The organism is Paenibacillus hamazuiensis (assembly GCF_023276405.1).
Taxonomy (GTDB): domain Bacteria; phylum Bacillota; class Bacilli; order Paenibacillales; family NBRC-103111; genus Paenibacillus_AF; species Paenibacillus_AF hamazuiensis.
Map to the genome: position 1 here is coordinate 4,496,532 of NZ_JALRMO010000001.1, position 20,372 is coordinate 4,516,903.

14 protein-coding genes are annotated in these 20,372 nt (G+C 56.8%); 8 read left to right on the forward strand and 6 right to left on the reverse strand.

Going from position 1 to position 20,372, the window contains the following annotated elements; all coding sequences use genetic code 11:
• Nucleotides 1-26: 26 nt before the first annotated feature.
• The 3 genes from MYS68_RS19545 to MYS68_RS19555 form a co-directional block, all read right to left on the reverse strand.
• Nucleotides 27-776, reverse strand: a complete 750-nt coding sequence (locus MYS68_RS19545) for an HAD family hydrolase (RefSeq protein WP_248927457.1) — start codon at nt 774-776, stop codon at nt 27-29.
• Between the two features lie 486 nt (nt 777-1,262).
• Nucleotides 1,263-2,246, reverse strand: coding sequence for an MBL fold metallo-hydrolase (locus tag MYS68_RS19550; protein ID WP_248927458.1), 984 nt, complete (start codon nt 2,244-2,246; stop codon nt 1,263-1,265).
• A gap of 6 nt (nt 2,247-2,252) precedes the next feature.
• Nucleotides 2,253-2,987 (reverse strand): class I SAM-dependent methyltransferase, encoded by a 735-nt coding sequence (locus MYS68_RS19555; RefSeq protein ID WP_248927459.1) that lies wholly within the window; start codon nt 2,985-2,987, stop codon nt 2,253-2,255.
• Nucleotides 2,988-3,307: 320 nt separating this feature from the next.
• On the opposite strand from MYS68_RS19555, the gene MYS68_RS19560 reads away from it, so the two are divergent.
• The 4 genes from MYS68_RS19560 to MYS68_RS19575 all read left to right on the forward strand — a co-directional run bounded on the left by MYS68_RS19560 (nt 3,308) and on the right by MYS68_RS19575 (nt 6,841).
• The gene (locus tag MYS68_RS19560) at nt 3,308-3,964 is read left to right on the forward strand and encodes a chromate transporter (protein WP_248927460.1); all 657 of its coding nucleotides are present in this window, start codon (nt 3,308-3,310) and stop codon (nt 3,962-3,964) included.
• Between the two features lie 68 nt (nt 3,965-4,032).
• Nucleotides 4,033-4,569 (forward strand): chromate transporter, encoded by a 537-nt coding sequence (locus tag MYS68_RS19565; protein ID WP_248927461.1) that lies wholly within the window; start codon nt 4,033-4,035, stop codon nt 4,567-4,569.
• Between the two features lie 52 nt (nt 4,570-4,621).
• A complete protein-coding gene (locus tag MYS68_RS19570; RefSeq protein ID WP_248927462.1) occupies nt 4,622-5,824 on the forward strand; it encodes an ROK family protein in 1,203 nt (400 codons plus the stop codon).
• A 33-nt stretch (nt 5,825-5,857) separates the two neighbouring features.
• Entirely contained in the window at nt 5,858-6,841 is a 984-nt protein-coding gene (locus MYS68_RS19575) for a formylglycine-generating enzyme family protein (RefSeq protein ID WP_248927463.1), read from the forward strand.
• 501 nt (nt 6,842-7,342) lie between these two features.
• Here MYS68_RS19575 and MYS68_RS19580 read toward each other — a convergent pair.
• A complete protein-coding gene (locus MYS68_RS19580) occupies nt 7,343-8,446 on the reverse strand; it encodes a Gfo/Idh/MocA family protein (RefSeq protein ID WP_248927464.1) in 1,104 nt (367 codons plus the stop codon).
• 141 nt (nt 8,447-8,587) lie between these two features.
• On the opposite strand from MYS68_RS19580, the gene MYS68_RS19585 reads away from it, so the two are divergent.
• The gene (locus MYS68_RS19585; RefSeq protein ID WP_248927465.1) at nt 8,588-9,394 is read left to right on the forward strand and encodes a helix-turn-helix domain-containing protein; all 807 of its coding nucleotides are present in this window, start codon (nt 8,588-8,590) and stop codon (nt 9,392-9,394) included.
• Between the two features lie 374 nt (nt 9,395-9,768).
• On the opposite strand, the gene MYS68_RS19590 is transcribed toward MYS68_RS19585, so the two are convergent.
• Nucleotides 9,769-9,942, reverse strand: coding sequence for a hypothetical protein (locus MYS68_RS19590; protein ID WP_248927466.1), 174 nt, complete (start codon nt 9,940-9,942; stop codon nt 9,769-9,771).
• Between the two features lie 265 nt (nt 9,943-10,207).
• Here MYS68_RS19590 and MYS68_RS19595 point away from each other — a divergent pair, with 265 nt between their 5' ends.
• The 3 genes from MYS68_RS19595 (at nt 10,208) to MYS68_RS19605 (ending at nt 14,201) form a co-directional block, all read left to right on the forward strand.
• On the forward strand, nt 10,208-10,543 hold the full coding sequence (locus MYS68_RS19595; RefSeq protein ID WP_248927467.1) for a helix-turn-helix domain-containing protein: 336 nt from the start codon (nt 10,208-10,210) through the stop codon (nt 10,541-10,543).
• 57 nt (nt 10,544-10,600) lie between these two features.
• Nucleotides 10,601-12,949, forward strand: a complete 2,349-nt coding sequence (locus MYS68_RS19600; protein WP_248927468.1) for a helix-turn-helix domain-containing protein — start codon at nt 10,601-10,603, stop codon at nt 12,947-12,949.
• A 232-nt stretch (nt 12,950-13,181) separates the two neighbouring features.
• A complete protein-coding gene (locus MYS68_RS19605) occupies nt 13,182-14,201 on the forward strand; it encodes an SDR family oxidoreductase (protein ID WP_248927469.1) in 1,020 nt (339 codons plus the stop codon).
• A gap of 273 nt (nt 14,202-14,474) precedes the next feature.
• On the opposite strand, the gene MYS68_RS19610 is transcribed toward MYS68_RS19605, so the two are convergent.
• Complete coding sequence (locus MYS68_RS19610; protein WP_248927470.1) at nt 14,475-20,300, reverse strand: OmpL47-type beta-barrel domain-containing protein; 5,826 nt, start codon at nt 20,298-20,300, stop codon at nt 14,475-14,477.
• Between the last annotated feature and the right edge of the window lie 72 nt (nt 20,301-20,372).

A 20,372-nucleotide genomic window follows, 5' to 3' on the forward strand; every position in this document is an offset into this window, starting at 1 on the left:
TCAGCGCGATCCGTGAGGTTTTTGGCTTAAGAGGAATTTGCATTCGAAATGGAATACTTGCGGATCGCTTCGGGCACTTCATTCAGCGATTGCAACGTAAGATACGCGCCTTTCGGTTCTATGTCGATCTCCATGATGTTATACTGCCACTCGCTTTGCGCCGGTATATAAATAACGTTGATGCCGTTCTCGAGCCCGGGAATGATGTCGGTGCGGATCGAGTTGCCGATCATCCACGTCCGGGAGCGTTCGAACGGGTAGCTGCCCAATATTTTATCCAGCGCCTTCGCATCCTTGAATGTCGATACAAACACGCGGTTTTCAAAATAAGCGGCCAGCTGCAGCTGGCTTATTTTTTTGCGCTGGATCAGCGGATCCCCCCCGGTGTGCAAAAACAGCTCATGCCCCTCGTCCTTTAACGTATCCAACGTTTCGTACATATAAGGGAACGGCTCCACTTCGTAGTCGTAAACACTTTTGCCCAACTGCCGCACCAGCTCGGCCTTTTCGGGCTCGGAAGCCGTAGCCGTCTCTTTGCAAAAAAACTCGTATGTATCGACGAACGATTGCGGGAAATGCGCGGAAGTGATGCCATGCTCATGGACGGAAGCGAGGTCGATGTCGAGCTGCTTTCGCTTGATCTGCTCTCTGCTCACTCCCCTATCGGAAAACCATTCCATCATCGTATCGGCGAACCTCTCGATAACCTCGTCGAAATATTTGTTGCAGTGGGCCAGCGTGTCGTCCAGGTTGAAAATGATATACTGTTTGTTCATCGCTTGTCCCTCCGGAAGCGGCTTTTTGGGTAGTATAACCCTCCGGGACGGCAAAAAATCGGGCGGGCCCATGAATAAATTCATGGGCCTATCCGTAAAAGGACTTACTGTAGACGTCGGTCAGCCGCGGGTAAAATCCGCCGGCATCTGTATAAGTTGAACCGGACATTTACATGGTCCAGCGGTCGGTACGGCTCATACGGAACAAGGTGTAACGGTTGCGGATGAGCTTAATAGGGCCAAACGGGTCATTTCTGTACTGTAAAGGTTGCCAGAGCCGTTATTTGTGAACTTTCATCGTTTTGAGGGGTACAAGATAAGAATTAAGCTCTGCCACGACCGTTATCATTTAAAAGTGACGTTTTTGAGCCAAATAAGCTCGACAGCAACCGTTAATCTGCTTTTACATGACGCACATGCATAATTAAGGTTAACCAATGGGCATATTTCCTTTTTTCTCCATCGGACAACTTTTCTTTTGTGCAATCATCCCGCCTGATACAAAATGACGCCGGACTCCGTATCGACGGAGCGCACCATCCCGCTTTGTTCCATATAAATCAGATGCGCGATCGTCTCCGACAACGCGAAACGCAGCTGATGAAGCGACAGCTTGTCGCCAAACATCGCGCGGCACACCGCAAATCCGCTTTGCGGGGCCGAGAGGATCCGCCTCATCTGCTCGATTCGCTGGTGATGATGCGCTATGATTTCGCCGGTGCGCTCCGCGAAGCGCTCGAACGGCTCGCGGTGCCCCGGGTACGCCTTTGCCACCGGGTAGCGGCCGATGTCCTCCAGGCTGCGCAGGAAAGAGCCGAGCGGATTTTCGTCGATGCCGCCGGGGAGATAACTTACGTTGGGCGTAATTTGCGGCAACACGTGGTCGCCGCAAAACATGATCCGCTCCTCCGCATCGTAGAACACCAGGTGCCCGGCGGCATGTCCCGGCGTATGAATCGCTTCGTAGTCGCGGTCGCCCAGCCTCACGCGCTGCCCCGGCTCGAGCAGGCTCACTTCGGGCTGCGGCGAGACGGCCGCAACGAAGCCGTCCATATGCTCCCGCATCGGAACGAGCAACGCCTCATCCATGCCGTGGCGGCGAAACAGCTCAAGCAGCGCCTCCGTCATCGGCTGACCGGCCCCCCACAGCCGCCGTACCTGCCCGAGCCCCGCGCTTGACAGCCGAACCGGTGCGCCGCTGCGCTCCTGCATCCACCCGGCCAAGCCGTAATGATCCGGGTGATGGTGCGTCAGCACGATATCGCGGATATCGGCAAAACGGAAGCCCTGCCCGGCCAAAACAGACTGCCATACGGCCTCCGCTTCCTCGGTATGAAGCCCGGGGTCGATCAGCGTCAGACCGTCTTCTCCGCGGATCAAATAGCTGTTGACCCAGCGAAGCGGGAACGGCAGCGGCACCTTGACCTGAATAATCGTTTCATTATGTATGTGCACTGTCTGTATCGCCATGTTCCGTTACCCTTCCTTATGCCCGACGAGGATGATTCGCGGGGATGTTTTCGCATCGTACTCCGAAGCATTGTAGTCTCCGTACAGATGATCGACCTCTAGGCTGGTGCCTTCCATCATCTTCATAAACTGCTCCGGACGGTACAGCTTCACCTGCTCCTGATAATGGCGCTCCGGCTCTCCCGGCTCCGAGATCGCAATCCTCTTGCGCACATAGCCGTCTTCGATGCGCCGGGTTTCGCGAATGGTCATATCGCCTTCCTTCCGCTCGGATTCGGGAACAAGGCTCGCAGCCACATAATCCGGGTTGAGAAAATCGATAATAAACTTCCCGCCCGGCTTCAGAAGCCGGTCAATCTCGCGAAGCACCTTGCCGTTCTCCGCATCATCCTCGAAATAGCCGAACGACGTGAACAAATTGACGATCGCGTCAAACGTATCCGCAAGCGGCACCTCGCGCATATCGCCTTTAAGCCAGCGCACTTTGCCGCCGGTATCCATCCGCTTCGCTTCCGCGAGCAAAACGTCCGACAGGTCGACGCCCGTCACCTTATATCCGAACTCGTCCAACGCCATCGAATGCCGTCCCATGCCGCAGCATAAGTCGAGAACCTCCGCCCCTTGGGGCAACCCGAGCCAATCGATCATTCGTTTCACTTCCAGGAGAGCCCCTTGCAAATCCCGATGCTTGTAGACGATCAAATAATCGCTGCCGAAACTTTTGGTAAACCAATCAGACACGTTCCATCACTCCCGCCGAATATCTGCCTTTCCAAAACAAACCGTTCCTGCTATTGTACCATATTTGACGCCATTTGACGCCGTGTTTATAACGCAAATCACGGTAAACCCTATCTCTTTACCCGCAATTAATTTCATTTTGGTGAAAAGATGGAAAACAAACTCAGGTTCGACCTTTAATCCCTATAAGCTTAGACGGAATTATCCGCTGTATTTAAACGAATTTTCTTAGTTTTTAAGAAAATAGTTTAATTGTTTATTCCAAAATGAAATAAAGCAATGTATACTGATCATATCAGGACAAAAAGGGATGGTCGGATATGAAAGCTCCTCCGCAGTGGAAGCTGCTGTTCGGCATTTTTTGGTCGTTTTTCAAAATCAGTCCGGTCACGTTCGGCGGGGGCTACGCGATGATTCCGTTCATCGAACGCGAAGTCGTGGAACGAAGGGGATGGATCCGCAGCAAAGACATTGCGGACGTTTTTGCCGTGTCCGAATCCGTACCCGGCGCCATTGCGCTGAATTCGGCCACCTTCGTCGGCTATAGGATCGCCGGGATTCCCGGCGCCATCGCCGCTTTATGCGGCGTGCTGTTTCCCGCTTTTTTAATCGTAACGGGACTATGCATCGCATTTATCGAATTTCAGGACCATCCGAAGGTAATGGCGGCGTTTAAAGGCATTCGGGCTGCCACCGTAGCGCTGATCGTCTATGCCGGTTTTAAAATCGCGCGAACGGCTGTTGTCGACAAAACGACCTTGCTCACCGTAGCTCTTACCGTCCTGCTGATGTTGTGGTCGCACTTGAACCCTATCCTTCTCATTATGCTTGGGGCCGTTCTCGGCATCGTCTTCGTCCGGATCAAAATCAAGCTCGGTTACGAAGTTCCTATTGAAAAGGAAGAAGAGGAAGAAGCGAAGCCTGTGGTCCAGGTTCAATACAAATATACGGACTACTATCTCGGGGACGGAATTTGATCAATTGCTTCAAACCGGTTTTTCGTTCGGAGTGGTTCAAGCCATCGTTAATGGGAGGGGGAGCACTCATGCTGTGGGACTTATTCGTGACGTTTTTATGCGTCGGCTTCGTTTCGTTCGGCGGCGGGTATGCGATGATTCCGGTCATCGAGCGGGAAGTGACGTCCCGCGGCTGGATGTCGACCCAGGAATTCACCGATGCGATCGCGGTAGCAGGCATGTCGCCGGGACCGATCGGGACGAACAGCGCCGTTTTCGTCGGCTATCATACGGCGGGTATGGCCGGAGCGGTCAGCGCCGCGCTCGGCATGGTCGTACCTTCGCTGGTTATCGTCGTGGTGGTGGCGATGTTTTTTTACAAGGTGCATAAAAACGTTTGGGTGCAGTCGGCTTTTTACGGTTTGCGGCCGATTGTGACGGGACTCGTGTTTTACGGGGCGATCCGGTTTGCGAGAAGCAACCACATCATCGCAGACATTTCGATGGAAACGGTCGTTGCGGTCGTCTTATTCCTGGCTGCATTGTACGCCCTCATGTTCGTTCGCCTTCATCCGGTCTACGTCATCGCCCTGTCCGGTCTGGTCGGCATCGCTATCTATGGTTAATTCCATATCCTGTGTTGTATAATGGAGGGAAAAACCATGTTGCGAGGTAACCATGAACCGACTGGAAGAACGCATTGCCAGCCGTAAACATAAAGACGTGTACGAACTGATCCGCTTTCATGGAACGGTGTCGAAAATCGAATTGCTGGAGCAAAGCCGGATGACCGGCAGCACGCTGACCCGCACCCTGGAGGAGCTTGTCTCCCAAAAGCTGATCCTCGAGGCGGGACTCGGAGATTCGACCGGCGGACGCAGGCCGATTTTATATGAAATCAACCCTCATTACGGGTACGTTTTCGGACTGGAAATTTCCCGGATTGCTTCCAGACTGGTGCTGTGCGACTTGCTCATGAGAAAACTCGATTCGCAGCGGTGGCCGATGACGGAGAGCATGACGCCGGAGCTTCTGCTCGGCGAAGTGGCCGCCGCGATGTCGGACATGCTGGCGCGCCACCGGATTGCCGGGCAGGATGTGCTGGGCATGGGCATCGGTGCGGTCGGTCCGCTCGACCGTTTCAGCGGCATCATTTTGGAGCCGCTGTATTTCCCGGCCCAAGGCTGGACTCAGGTGCGGATCGTCGATTTTTTCCGCGAGCGCTTTCCTTTTCCCGTGCTGCTCGACAACGGAGCGAACACGGCGATTCTCGGCGAATACTGGGCCGACCGCCGCCACAACACTCAGCATCTGCTCTACGTGCACGTAGGCGTCGGTCTTCGCTCGTCGATGATGACGGGCGGCAAGGTCGTTTACGGCGCCGTCGATATGGAAGGATCGATCGGGCAAATGATCATCCAGACGGACGGCAAGCGGCTGGGCGACCGCGGCAATTACGGCAGCCTGGAATCGTACGCGACGATTCATGCGCTGGAGCTTGAGGCGCAGGCAAAGCTGAAAATGGGCCGCCGCAGCGTGCTGCTGGAGAAGGAGCCGAATCCGGAACGGATCGGCTTCCACCATCTCGTTCAGGCGCTGCACGAAGGCGATCCGCTGACGGTGGACATTTTTACACAGACGGCCACCTGTTTCGGAATCGGCCTCGCGAATTTGCTTAACATTTTGCACCCGGAAAAAGTGATTTTGGGCGGCTCGCTGATCAGCTGCCATCCGCTGTTTTTCGAGGTTTCGACCGAAGTCGCTTTGCGGAACGCTTATTATTATCCGAAGTACCAGGTGGAATTCAGCCAGGGCGTGCTCGGAGAGGAAGCCCTCGTCACGGGAGCCGCCGTCATGGTTGCGAATAAACTTACGGAATAATCCATACTTCACGATGAAAGAGGGGCTCCGCTCATGGATCAAACATCCAAACCCGCCTGCTGCTCGGCCAGCCGCGGCTCCGAAACAAAACACGATGCCATGCCCGTTGAAATTACGCTGACTTCCTTTTCCGAACGAAAGTCGGCGGAAAGCCGAAAACCGACCGACGGCATGATATATTTGGTGGGCGGAGAGTTTTTGATGGGCACCGACGATCAGGAGGGGTTTCCGTCGGACGGCGAAGGGCCGATCCGCAAAGTGACGGTCAGCCCCTTTTACATCGATCCGTGTACGGTGACAAACGCCGAGTTTCAAGAGTTCGTCGCTGCGACCGGCTATGTGACGGAGGCCGAAAGATTCGGCTGGTCGTTCGTGTTCCATCTGTTTGTCTCGCCGGAGACGGCGAAAAAGGTGAAACATGTCGTGCAGCAAACTCCGTGGTGGTGGAACGTGGAAGGCGCCTGCTGGAAGCATCCCGAGGGACCGGACTCGAGCATCGGGGACCGGATGGACCATCCGGTGACCCATGTGTCGTGGAACGACGCGATGGCGTACTGCAAATGGGCGGGAAAACGTCTGCCGACGGAAGCGGAGTGGGAATTCGCCGCGCGCGGCGGGCTCGTTCAGAAGCGTTACCCATGGGGCGACCTGCTGAAACCGGACGGCAAGCACATGTGCAACATTTGGCAGGGGAAATTCCCGGACAAAAACAACATGAGCGACGGCTACACCTCCACAGCGCCCGCCCGCTCGTTCGAGCCGAACGGCTACGGTCTGTATAACGTGTCCGGCAACGTGTGGGAATGGTGTGCGGACTGGTTCAGCCGCGATTACCACCTGAAAAGCTCGGCGATCGACCCTAAGGGACCGCCGACCGGACAAGCCCGCTCAATGCGGGGCGGCTCTTACCTGTGCCACAAATCGTACTGCAACCGGTACCGGGTGGCGGCACGCACGGCCAATACGCCGGACAGCTCGACCGGCAATATGGGCTTCCGCTGCGCTGCCGACGTTTAGGAGCATCGGCATGGTGTTTTCGGGTTTTGCGTGGCTATAGCGTGGCTATGGCGGGACAACGGCGGGACGATAGCGGAACTATGGTTCGTTAAGCGGATCGATTCCGGACATAGTGAAAAATTAGCGGAACTCAGGTGATCTATTTGCCTGTTTGGCCGACATAAATGCCGTTTTCTATCGATATAGCGTATCTCCGTTCCTCTATTTTTTCCAATGTGCCCATTTATCCGAAAATAGCGAACGTGGGTTCCGCTATGTTATAAACGTGCACACTTTTGCAGCCCGAGCGGCTGCAAACAAACCGCCTTCCGGCAGCTTTGCTGCCGAAGAAGGCGGTTTGTTTGCGTTGCCTCCGATACCTCCCAAGGCTCCGCCAGCGCTCGGCTCAGCCTGTCAGGCGGTTTTTCCGCCTTTCGACGCCGCACATGGCTCCCCCAGGCGCCCGGCCCGGCCGGTCAGGCGGTTTTGCCGCCTCCGGCTCTTTCGCCAATGTTCAAGCTGCTAAGCCTCCCGAAACCGGCACCACGCTTGCTGCGTCGAAGTTAACGTTTCCCCGCTTTCGGCGGCTTGGCCGATGAGCAAGGAGACGTAGTGATCCTGGCAGGCTTCCGCCAAGCCGTAAAAGGAAGGGCCGCCCCGCGCATACTCCGCCATCCGGATCAGGCACGTAGCCACGGCGATTTCATCGTCGCTAAGGCGAGCCGGCGCCAGCGGATTGCGGTATACCCATTCGCTTCCCGCCAAAATACCCTTGTGGTAATAACCTTCGAGGTTCCCGTCCCTCCCCGCATCCTCTCTGCGCAGCTCCACCTTCACAGGCGTCTGGAAATTTTCCAAATAAGAAAGCTGCGTGTTCACGATTTCCCCGCTCTCGCCGCGCACCAGAATCCGCGGGGAACGAATCCATGAGAAATATTGGTCCGACGTAAAATCGAACACGCCGAGCTTGCCGTTTTCGTACCGCAGAGTCGCGACGGTTTGTCTGGAGCGGACGATTTTGTGCTCCTGCGGCGGGCCTTGGCGGCCCGGACCGGCGACAAGGTCCGATTCGAACGTATAGGCGCTGATCTGCGCCGGCTCGAACCGGTTGCCCAGCAGCCGGCGCAGCAGCGCCACGCCATGATAGCCATGGGCAGCGGACATCTGCACCTGGCTGACCGTGCCCAGCTTGCCGCTGTCCGCAACTTTTTGCCTTGCGGCATGCATCGGCTGGAACGGATACTGCTCCGCCACCTGGACCTTCGCGCCCCGCTCCATCAGCGGCACCAGCGAAAGCAGCCCCGCCAAATCGGGTGCCGGGGGCGTTTCCGACAGCACCGGCACTCCTCGCTCCGCAAGCAGGCGGATCATATCCGGGCACGCCGCCCATGGTACCGATACGACCATAAATGCGGGTTCTGCGGCACGCAGCAGCTCATCGACGGTGCGAAATGCGCGAACTCCCCACGTTTCCTGAAAAACCCGCCCTTTCTCCGCGTCGCGAACAACCGCACCGCAAATTTCAAATCGCTCCGGCGCAGCCTCCGCGATGCGCAAATAAAATTCCGAACGCCAGCCTGCGCCGACCAGACCGAATGTGATTTTAGATGAAGACGTTCCGGCCATTAAAATCCTCCCCGCTTTTTGACTTGCAACGCCGTACATACTCCCCAATTATATCAGTGGTATAATGGAAGCAGCAAAACCGTCCCTGCTCATTTGGCAGGCAGAGCTTGTACAACGGGAAGCAAGACGAGGTGAACCCAAATGAACTCCCCATGGACGATAAAACCGCATCTGGCGAGCCACACTTATTGGCTGCGCAAAGAAGCTTTTTTGCTCGCTGAGGATACTTATTCGGATTGGGTGCTTTTTGCCGTGGAGGAAGGCAGCTTCCATTTCCAAATCGGCGAACATAGCGGAACCGCGTGCGCCGGTGATCTGGTGTTTTGCCCGCCGGGCGCCGTTTTTTGCCGGAAGGTGCTCTCCCCCGTCTCGTTTCATTTTTTTACGGTCCGTTGGGTATCCTCCGACCCCGGAGAAACGGAAGCGGCCGTTCATACAGGACAGGTGCCTGCCGGGCTTGTAACGGTTCGCGACCAGGCGCGGCTCGCTTCGGATTTTGCCTACATGAAGCAGATCAAAGCGGATGCCGCCCGCCACGAGAGGCTGGACCATTTGCTGGCCGATCTGTGGCATATATGGTGCCGGGAATGGGAGCAGAAGCAGGCCGACGCGCTCGGGCGAACCGCCGATACGCTGATGGTCGAAACGGCCGAACGTCTGCAGGCATGCATCGCCGAGCCGCTCAGCCTGAAAACGGTAGCCCGCGAGCTCGGCCTGACCCCTGTGCAGCTTACGCGCCGTTTTCATGCCGCCCACGGTGTGACGCCGCTCGGGTACGTCACCTCCCTCCGCCTGCACAAAGCACAAAAGCTTCTGCTGGAAACGGATATGACACTGGAGCAAATCGCGCAGTGCTGCGGATATGAAAACGGCTTTTATTTAAGCAGACTGTTCAGCCGCAAAATGCGGCTCAGCCCGTCCGAATACCGGCGCAGACACCGCCTGTAAAGGCAATGCGCGGCTCGCGCTTGCCTTTTGCAAATTTATGTTATTTTCAGCTTATCTTAAGGTAATCCTGGCCTGTCTTCCTTTATACTAACAATAGTTTACAGATGGAACACATCGCGATCCGGCCCGCATCCGGATATCCCTTGTGGCAACCTTAAGGGAGGTAGAGTGTATGGACAACGTGAAAGCCGTATTAAAAGGATTGTTGTTCGCTTTTCTGTCTATCGGGGCACTGCCGTTTCTGCTGGTACAAAGCTTACTCGATCTGTAACTCGAACCTGTCGTACGCTCTGCAGCTTTCGATCTGCAGCTTTTCCGCACCATGCAAAAACCGGGCGATCCTTGGAGGATCTACGCCCGGTTTTTTTCCGCTATTAATGAATCGATTCTGTCGTCACATTCAAGTAACCTTTGTAACCGTCGTAACCCGTTACATACACCGTAGCTTTCCCTTTCACGCCGGATGTGCTGCCGAACATGATGTGCGTGCCGCCATTCCCCATTTCTGCCTGGATATTGGACGCCCCGACAACTTTTATGGTTTTCACGTTCTTGTAGAGCTCCGCCAGCATAGCGACCAACTGGGCTTTGATCCCCCCCCCCCCCCAACTCCCTTGAGCCAAGCGATATAAACTCTATATATTTAAACAAGGCTTCTAATCTATTTTTTCCAATTGTCGCCTTTCTTTGCATATTTTGATATAATGAACGAAAAGCGTGCTGTAGAGGACACAGCCGGGGTCGGTTTCGAAGCGGAATATGTCAAAATGTCCGGCCCTCTCAAGATGGCGGCGAACCATTTTCACGACTTCCATGAGGTGTATTACCTGCTATATCAGCCCGGGGTATTTTTGCCGCAGCTTCAAGGAAGCGCTGGGCTTCTCGTTCGTCGAATACGTCAACACCGTCCGCGAGGCCCAGCGCCCGCTGCGGGAAACGAACGTAAAAGCGGTCAACGTCGCGGAGCAGGCCGGCTTCGAGAGCGTCGCGCATTTCGGCTGCGTGTACAAGCAGATCACGAAGCAGTCGCCGCTCGCTTACCGGAAGCGGGTGCGGGGCAACGCTCGATTCCTCAGCCGGGATGAATCCTGCTTCAAATTGTGTTCATTTCCTATAAAATGGCGCATCGGCATTTACAGGCATTTCTAATTTGGATATGGTAGTCTCACACACCATATGATTACGATGTCGGAAAGGGATGGGCGCATGCGAGCACGGAAGCTTTTCGGACCCCGCACCTACTTTGCCAAAATGGTTCTGTTCGTCAGCACGGTCATTCTGATCGTCGTGATCGTGCTGTCCGCCGCCGCCTATATCAATGCGCAGAACGTGCTGAACAAAAATGAAAACGATTCCAACCAAAAGCTGCTGTACCAAATCAAATACAATATCGATCTGATGGATCAAACCGTCACCAACCTGTGCAAGTATTTGTATGTAAGCAGCGATATTATGTCCGTCATGTACGCCGAGCAGGAGAATATCGTCGACGTTTCGGTCAAGCTGAACAAAGTCCAGAGTTCGCTCATGTCGTCCAGTCCTTATTTGCATTCCATCACCGTCTATAACACGAAGCTGGGCGAGTCATATACGCTCGGTTCCCCCTCCTTTTCCAACGACCCGATGCTGGTCGATTTCATGAATGCGAACCAGACGCTGCCGAGGCTTGTCCCTATTTTCCGCGACATCAGCAAAGTCGTGAACGGGCGAACGGAAACGGAGCGCGTCTTCTCCTATTTCATCTATGACACGCTCGCGGACGAGAAGCCGGACGGCGTCGTCGTTATCAACGTCAAGCCCGAATGGCTGCTGGAGAACATCCGTCAGATCAATATGATCGACCCGAAGAAGGGCGACAGCATCTTCATCATGGACCGCCAGGAGGAATTTCTGGGTGAAACGCCGGACACGAAGCCAATGATGGAATGGCTGAAGCGGCAGTTCGACGCCTATAAGACGTCTCATCCGCAGGCGGGGGCCGACGGGTATTTCAAGACCGATTTTGAGGGCAAGCAATATATGATCACGTACACGAACGCGGTGAGCGCCGACCTTACGTTGCTAAAGGCGCAGCCGGTGCTCGAAGTGTACAAATATATGAACGCGCTGCGGACGAATATGTTGATTGTGACGTGCGTTTTTCTCGCCGTCGCCCTGCTGCTGTCGTTCGGCATCTCGCAGCGGATTTACCGGCCGCTCGGCAATTTGATCAGCACGATCGTATCGGATCGCGGCCGGCGTTTCGCCAAAGATGTCGTAGGTGACGAAATCTCGTACCTGATCTCCGTCTACCGGCAATCGATGGAGAAGCTCGATCTGTACGACAAGGAGCGCCGGGAAACGAAAGACGTCATGAAGCATTACTGGCTGAACCGGCTGCTGACGGAGCCGGTGTCCGCCGCCGCGCCGGAGCTGGAGACTATTCTGTGCAACATGCGGATTTCGCTGCCGCCGACCGGACCATATGCCGTTATCGTGCTGAAGATCGACAGGTACAAGGATATACAGATGACGTTCCCGGCGAAGGAGCGGGAAACGCTTCGGTTTGCCATAATCAACATCGCATCGGAAATCGTCGCTTCGTCTTATCCGAACGAAGGGCTCGATATGAAGGACGATCATGTCGTGCTGATCGTCGGCTTGCCGCCGGGTGATGAGTCAGTGTCATTCCTGCCGGTGCTGGGGGTGCGGTTGTCGGAGGCGCGCGAGACGGTCGGCCGCTATTTCAAAATAACGTTCACCGCCTCGATCGGCGAAGCGGCGGAGACGATCCAGGGACTGCCGGCGGCGTACCATTCTACGCTCAATCAAGCCGTGTACCGGTTTATTTGGGGTCACGGCTCGATTCTAACGCCGGAGCTCATAAGGGACAACGAGTCGAACCGGGAGTCCGGGTACTCGAAGGAAGCGGAGGAACGGCTGCTGGAGTCCATTCGCGCCCGCGATGCCGGCGCCACGGAGTGTGCGTTGACGGAGCTGTTCGAGGAGACGGCGGCGCTCAATTATTACAACGCGCTCGCCTCGATTTTGCGGCTCGCGAACTTGCTTAAGGATAAGCTCGATTACGCCGCCATCAGCCGCCGCATCGTCGAGAACGAAACGATGGACGACATTCTGTCCCTTATGCGCGATGCGCTTCTGGAGTCGATCCGCCAGGAGGAGGAGCAGCAGATGAGCGGCCCGAACCATTACGTCGTCGAGGCGGTCAAGGCATATATCCGCCAAAACTACCACGACCCGGGGCTGTGCCTCACGTCGATCGCAGCCATGATGAAAATGTCGTCCCGGCGCTTAAGCAAGCTGTACAAGGAGTCGGAGGATATGTCCATCCCCGACTACATCAACGAAGTCCGGCTGTTGACCGCCGCCGACCTGCTCGTCCGCCACCATCTAAGCGTGTACGAAATCGCGGAGCAGGTGGGGATTTTGAACGATACGTACTTTTTCAGCATGTTCAAGAAGCGGTTCGGCGCTACACCGAAGGAATACGCGCTGCGGAAGACGGCCGACGTCATGTTCGGCGCTCCCACGCTCGAGCCCGGGCGTGGGGGGTGAGGAGTTGGGCACGGGCAATATTGTCAAGTTAAGGCAATTTTTTGTGCTGTTGTCCGCAAAAAACAAATAACTGCAATTGTACAGTTATTTGACTCGCCTCCCCTACCAATACGATAAATAACTGTAAATCTACATTTATTCTTCAGCAAAACGCAGCTTGGACTCGTTTTGTTGCGAAATTGTGGAAAATGGTGGAGAATATACATAGAGAAGTTTTTGCGGAGGTGTGATCATGAAAGCGCTATTTATTGGAGGAACGGGAACGATCAGCTCGGCCATCACCAAGCAGTTATCAGACAAGGGCTGCGAGTTGTATCTTCTGAACAGGGGCAATCGAAGCGAGAGTGTTCCCGTTAACGTTAACATCCTTCAAGCGGATATTAACGACGAGGAACGGGTATCACAGCTAATTCGAGAATTGAATTTTGATGTCGTGGCGGACTTTATCGCCTTTCAACCTGCACAGCTGGCGAGAGATTACCGTCTGTTTCAAGGGAAAACGAAGCAGTTTATCTTTATAAGCTCCGCTTCCGCATACCAGAAGCCTCTGTCCGATTATCGGATTACCGAAGGCACTCCGCTGTCCAACCCGTATTGGGAATACTCGAGAAATAAGATCGCATGCGAAGAATATTTAATGAAAAAATACCGCGAAGACGGCTTCCCGATTACGATCGTAAGACCGAGTCACACCTTTGACGAGCGCTCCATTCCGCTTGGCGTACACGGCCGGAACGGGTCCTGGCAGGTAGCCAGACGCATGCTGGACAACAAGCCGGTGATCATTCATGGAGACGGTACGTCCCTCTGGACGATGACGCACAGCAGCGATTTCGCCAAAGGGTTCATCGGGTTAATGGGTAATATTCACGCCATCGGGGAGTCCGTCCAAATTACTTCCGATGAGAGCCTTACCTGGAATCAAATCTATGAGGCGATCGCCGATGCTCTTGGGGTAAAGCTTCAAGCGGTCCACGTTTCCTCGGAGTTTCTTGCTGCCTGCAGCAAACAGGATTTCAGAGGCGGATTGCTCGGAGATAAGGCGAACTCCGTCGTTTTCGACAATTCGAAGCTGAAGCGACTGGTTCCGGACTTCGTCGCCACAACCCGCTTCGATCAAGGGATCAAGCAGACGGTAGAGTACGTATTGGCACATCCGGAGTACCAGAAGGAAGATCCCGAATTCGATATATGGTGCGACAAGGTGATTCAAGCGCAGCAAGCGGCACTGGCATTCGTTGTTACGGAGTAGTTCGGCCAGTGGGTATCATGCAATTCGAATCGAGCCGCATGCCTCTAACGGACCACGCGTGCGTGTCGATTAATTGCGGCAGGAATGGAAGAATGGTACGGCGGCCTGCATTTCCAAGGCGATATGGGGTGGCGCTGGGATCGTACCACAAACCGGTAGGTGCAGGTAGTGCCCCTTAGGTAACCTCCTCCCACTCCGAAATGTTGGCGTAGCGAGCAAGACCCTTCCGTTGCCCGATCGGGCGACGGAAGGGTCTTTTCATGAAATATTATTTTATTCCGCCGACCGATAAATCGGCGGGCGCGCGGTGTCCGAGCCTTCCCATACCGTGACCGGCAGCGTCATTCGGCCGTTATCGTCCGGCACGAACGACGGTGCGATCCGCACGGTGTACGTTCGTCCGCCGTGCTCGCCCGTTCCCAGCAGGGCGCCGTCCTGGACGGCCCAGTCGGATATTTGCAGCTCGATGTTCGTTCCGTGAGGCTGCGTGACGATATGAAGTTTCCCGGTCGGCGTCAAGCCCGGGTCGGACTTCCGCAGCTTCAGCGCCAGGCGCTCCTGCCCTGCGCCTGTACCTGTGGCCCCACTCGCCTCGTTATCCACCGTCAGCTTGCGCGACGACAGATCGTAGACGATGAGAAGCGCTGCCGGAGAAGCCGTTTCCTTGTAATACTCGTTGCCGGTCAAGCTCGCCCGGACGATATACAGCCCGTTCGGCAGGCTCGCGCGAACCGCTGCGATTCCTTGCGCATCCGTCCGATAGACGGCTTGCGTCACCGCATTCGATACAGGGGCCGCCGTCAGGTCGTCCTGCACCCGCCATAGTGCGTACCGTACCGGCAGGCCGGTCACGTCACCCGGCGTGTCGTCCTTCTGGCCGACCAGAACCGCCAGATCGACGCTTCCGTCGAACGCGAAGCTCGCGCCTTTATACTCGATGGACGCGTCCTCCTTGCGGACGGTCAGCCGCCCGCTGCCTTGGCTCGCTTGCTCGTAGCTGCCGCTCGAACCGTTATACTCGGACGCGATGTCGTAGACGCGCGACTCCGCGTCCGCCGCCGCACCGAGCGCGACGCGATAGCGCAGCTCCGCTCGCCCGGCCGCATCCGTCTGCGCCGAGCCGACGGCCGCTCCGTTCACGCGGAACGCAACCGTTCTCCCGGCGAGCGGAGCACCCTGGCGTCCGGTCAGGACGGCATGGAGCCGCACATCGTCGCTGTAGACGCCCTCCGTATTCTGCACGGACAGCGCCGTCTCACTCCCAATCGCAAAATGAACGCTCGAAGCCATCGCATTCCCCGCATAGTCGGTCGCCGTTACCTTCAGCGTATGCTCGCCCGCTCCGTCGATCGCCGTCCCGGACGTCCACGGCTGTCCGTCCAGCTCCAGCTCGACGCTCGCGACGCCGCTTAACGCATCGCTCGCTAGAGCGGTCGGCGTCACGGGGCCGGTGTAGCTTTGGCCGTCCACAACCCCCTGCCAGCCAACGACGGGTGCGGTTTTATCTATTTTCACTGTTGTCGCATGCTCGCTTTCCCGATTCCCGGCGGCATCTACACTGTAGTAGCGGAGCGAATGCACGCCTTCGCCCGCAAGATGGATGACGCTGCCCTCCACGTACCCATAGGTCGCTTCTCCTACGGTATAGTACGTATGCGCGACACCGGTCAGATCGTCGGCCGCAGAGAGCGTCACCGTCTGCGCTTCGCGTTGCCAGCCGGGCTTAACGTCGTCCTTCGTCACCGGCGGAGTTGAATCGTAAGCGGTTACCTTGCGCACCTCGAAATCATCGACATAGAACGTATCCGCCCGGTCGGGCTGGTCGGTGTACATGTAAACCGACACGTTCTTCACTTGCCCCGTCTCTTGAATGGCGTAAATACCGTGCAGCTGCGTCCATTCTCCTGCCGTCAATTTGGGGCCGGTCATCATGATGATTTGCTTGCGAACCCCATCCACGTCATACTGCAGGCCGAGCCGGGGCACTTCCCCGTTCGCCGCATCCGCCCCCAACTTGAACCAGCCGGAGTAATAATACTCTTGGCCCGCTTCGATCGGCAGCGTGAACGACACGCTGCCGAACTGCCCCGTCTTGGCCACTTGAAGAGACTGGCTGCCGCCGTGATGCTCCGCCGTGCTCATCGTCGGCGTCGAGCGGTACGATCCGTACTTGTACGCCGTTCCCTCCATGCCGGAATCTTTCACCAGGTTATCGCCCGTCGCTGCGTTGAGCGATACGGACACGAGCGCGCTCGCCTTCAGCCCTCCGTCGGCGGAAGTGGCCGTCACATAGGCGTTCCCCGTCCTCTTCGCCAGCACGTTCCCGCTCGCATCAACGGTCGCCACGCTCGAATTGTCGGAGCTCCACGTAACGTTCCGGTTCGTCGCGTTAGCCGGCGCGATCGTCGCGGTCAGCCTCTCCGATTGGTTGACCGGAAGCTGAATCGCGGATTTACTCAGGCTGATTCCCGTGACGGCAACGGCCGTGCTCGTGTCCAGCCTGATGTAGTCGATCGCGAACGACCCAGTCATATCCGTCGGATCGAATCGGAGCTGATCGAGCGTGCCGCTCCAGCCGGCTGCACCGGTCGTATCGATAACGTACTCGCGGCTCGTCGTATCGTTCGCGACAATATCGAACGCGAACCGCTTCGTCTCCGCCCACCCGGGAGAATCCGTCGTCGTGAAATACAGCTTCGCCTTCGTCGCAGCCGTCCCGTTCCGGAGTTTGATCCGAATTCGTTTAATGGTTGAAGAGTCGTAATTAAGGTGCGAGGAGGTGAGATAAGGGTCCGTCCCGACCGATGTCCCGCTCAGCTCGCCATTTGCGGTCTGCAAACCGGTAATTTGCCCGTTAGCCGTCCAGCCTTCGCTGCCGCTGCCGTTAAACTCCCAGCCGTACGTCTTGGTCGACAGCTTGATCGTACCCGCCGCCGCGTCCCACAAGACGTCATATCCGAACGCCTGAGCGAAGAACGAAGCGGGAATCATCACCGTTCCGTTCGCAAGCGCGGCAGGCGCATGCTCCAGCGCGATCGTCCTTCCGTCCGCGGCCGCATTCGTTTGGCCGACGCGCAGCCGATACACGCTGCTGCCCTTGACCGCGATCAGCTCCTGATTGGCCGAATCCCACTCCGTTACCGCTCCCGTCTGCTTGAGCACGTCCGCCCCCGGAACCATCGGTACGCCGTCCGTCGTTTGCGGCGCATCGTTGTACCGGTACAGCGTATCGTTAACGTAAAGCTTGATTCCGGGCACGGGCGAATTCACCAAGTCGATCTCGTCGATCGCAAATTGCCCCGTCGTCGTCATCGGGTCAAAGCGGAGCTGACGGATTTTGCCCGCCCATTTCTTGTTCTTATACAGCTCCAGAACGTAATCGGTGTACGCATCTTCCTTATGCCGGACGAAAAAGCGCACCGACTTGCTCTCATCCCATACCGCATCCTGATCCGTTATGAAAAATAACTGCCCATCGGAAGCGACGCTGCTCTTCATCCGGATTTTCACATAAGGAACATCCGCCGCATCGATTCCGAGTTTGTCCGCCGACCGTATTCCCGGATCGCTGGCGATCGACGTGCCCGTATAAGCGCCGTTCTGGACGACGAGCGGATCGATCTGCTTCTCAAGGCTCCAGCCTTCGCTGTTGCCAGCTGACTCGAACGTCCATGACTTCTTGTAGTCGTTCGTCAGCGGCGGCGCAACCGGTGCCCGGAACGGCGGCACCCGATCGTGCGGATACAGCACGTCGATCCGGTCCTTCTGCGCTTGCGTGGGGACCGCATCCTGATGCGCGCCACCGTCCGTGAAGACGTTCCGGATCGCATCCAAATACCCGAAGCCCGCAAGTCCCGCCGGCATAATGAAATGCCCTTCCCCAAACTCGTTCCAGTCGTCCAGCATAACGATTCGCTTCCCGAGATTGCCTGCCGGCAGCGACGGCATATATGAATTCTTCACCCACTCCGCAACCGACTGAAATTCGCCCGGCGTCGCAAAATACCCCGAGCTCAGCCCCCACGGTAAATCGTCGCGCCCCATGCTGATCGTCGGCAGCACGTCGATGGCGCCGATGCCGCTTTGCCGCGTCAGCATCTCCTTCTGCAGCTCCTCGTGCCCGGCCGAATAGCCCCACGAGTAGGTGTAGATGGCGTCGAACCCGGCCGCCTTCCGGTCGCTTAGCTGCTGCGGATCGGTGCCGCTGTTAGTCGTCAACAGCACGATATCGGCGAAGCCGGCCTGCTTCACCGCGCTCCGCAAATAGTCGAGCTCCGCCTTGACGCCCGCCACCGTCCCGCCGAAGTCCCGCAGCAAGCCGCTCATGCCGTAAATCGTCATCACCGGCTTGTTGTCGATCTTCATATAGCGCGGATCCTTGAAGTACATTTCGATCCAGTACGGCACGAGATTATTGCGGAAGTCGCTGCTGCCGTTCGCGGAGGAAGCGCCGTTCTCCCACATGATCGCGAATTTCATCCGGTCGCCGTATTGCGAATTCATATACCCGTCATTGATCGCGAAACCCATGTACGGGTCTTTAACCGGATTGCCGTTTCCTCCATGCGGCCGAAACCAGCATGCCAGCTGAAAATCGACTCCATGCTCGGCCATCCACTTGATCTCCCAATCCGCAGTCTCCGGGCTCCCTTCATCGTAAAATCCCAAATACGGCGTCCGCTCCGTATACGGATTGATCGGATCCCAGCCCAGATGATGGCCTTCTCTCCACAGCGGACACGTCTGTATCCCGACCAGATGATCGCCGGAATAGGACGGTACGATGGGGGCAGGCACGTAGTCGGCGGGCAGCGGCAAATCCGGATATATCGCGATATCGTCCAGCCACATAACGCCGCCGACCGAACCGGACGCTATAGAGAATCGTACGCCGTCAACCGGACCGGCAACCGCCCCAATTGAAACCGCTTGCGTATTCAGCTTACTGTTCACATAAATATCCGCCGTTCCTGCGACGCGATTCAGCTTCACCTTGATCTTATACCACAGATTAGGAACATAATCGTATATCGCGACGAACTGCCCGGAGCCGTCTACATAACCGAGCTTTCCGTTCGCCGTCGTCAGCTTGAGAACCGCGCTCCCGCCGCTCGTCAGCTCGGCGGCCAGCCCGTCCTTCTTCTGTGGAATCAGCACGCTGTATTCCAGCACGAGATTGCCAGTCTGCGCCGGGATGGTCTTCGCGAAGCTGAGCGCACCCGTCGCTCCTGCGGCGTCCAGCTTCAAGCTGTACACGTCCGGCCGCGAGGCGCTGTCCATCTCCTGCACGGCGATCGTACCGCCCGCAGCGTTCGTCTGCCAATCCTGCGGCAGAAAGCCCGGCATGAGCGAGATGAACTTCTCGTTGACGACATACCCCTTGTAAAGCTTGACGGGCGAGAAAAAAAGCTCCCCCGTCGACGAATCGCCGGTCTGCACCTGAAAGTTGTTCAGCGACGCAACCGCCTGCTTGAACGCCGCGCCGGACGCCTTCAGCGCCCCGTTGACGTACACGTCCGCCCGATCATTGTCGATATCGGCCACGATCTTCACGCCGTATTCCGTATTGACCGAATAGGGCTGCAGCACGGTCGTCTGGCCGCCACCGCCTTCCCAGACGATACTGCCGCTCTGCAGCTTCACGCTGACCGCGTCCGTACTGTCGCTGCGTAGCAGCCACTTCGTCCCGTCCATGGCCGCGGCCGGCTTGAACCGGAACTCGAGCGTTACGGTTCCCGCGCTCTGTGCGACGAACTTGCGATTCATCGATACCGGCAGCACGGCGCTGCCGTCGGTGATTTTGAACCAGTTGACGTATCCGTAGGATACGCTGCCGCCTGCCCGCCGGATGTCCCAGCCGGACACCTTCACCTCACCCGGATCGCGTGCGTACGGGAAAGAGAAATCTTCGTCGATCAGGTAACCGACCGGTACGGGATCGGGGGCGGAACCCACTGTGCTTCCCGCAACCGCCACCTCCGCCGCCACGGCCTCTGCTTCCGCCGAAGCCGCCGTCGCCGGAATGGGCACAATCGGCAAAGCAAGCGAAGCCAGCATTACGACCGTCATCACGAGCGCATAAACAGCTATTTTCCTCATACGTCATATCGCTCCTCTCTTCATTTGGGGGTTATCCCCGACAACAGGTGCGGGCGAAAGTTTGCCTCCGCC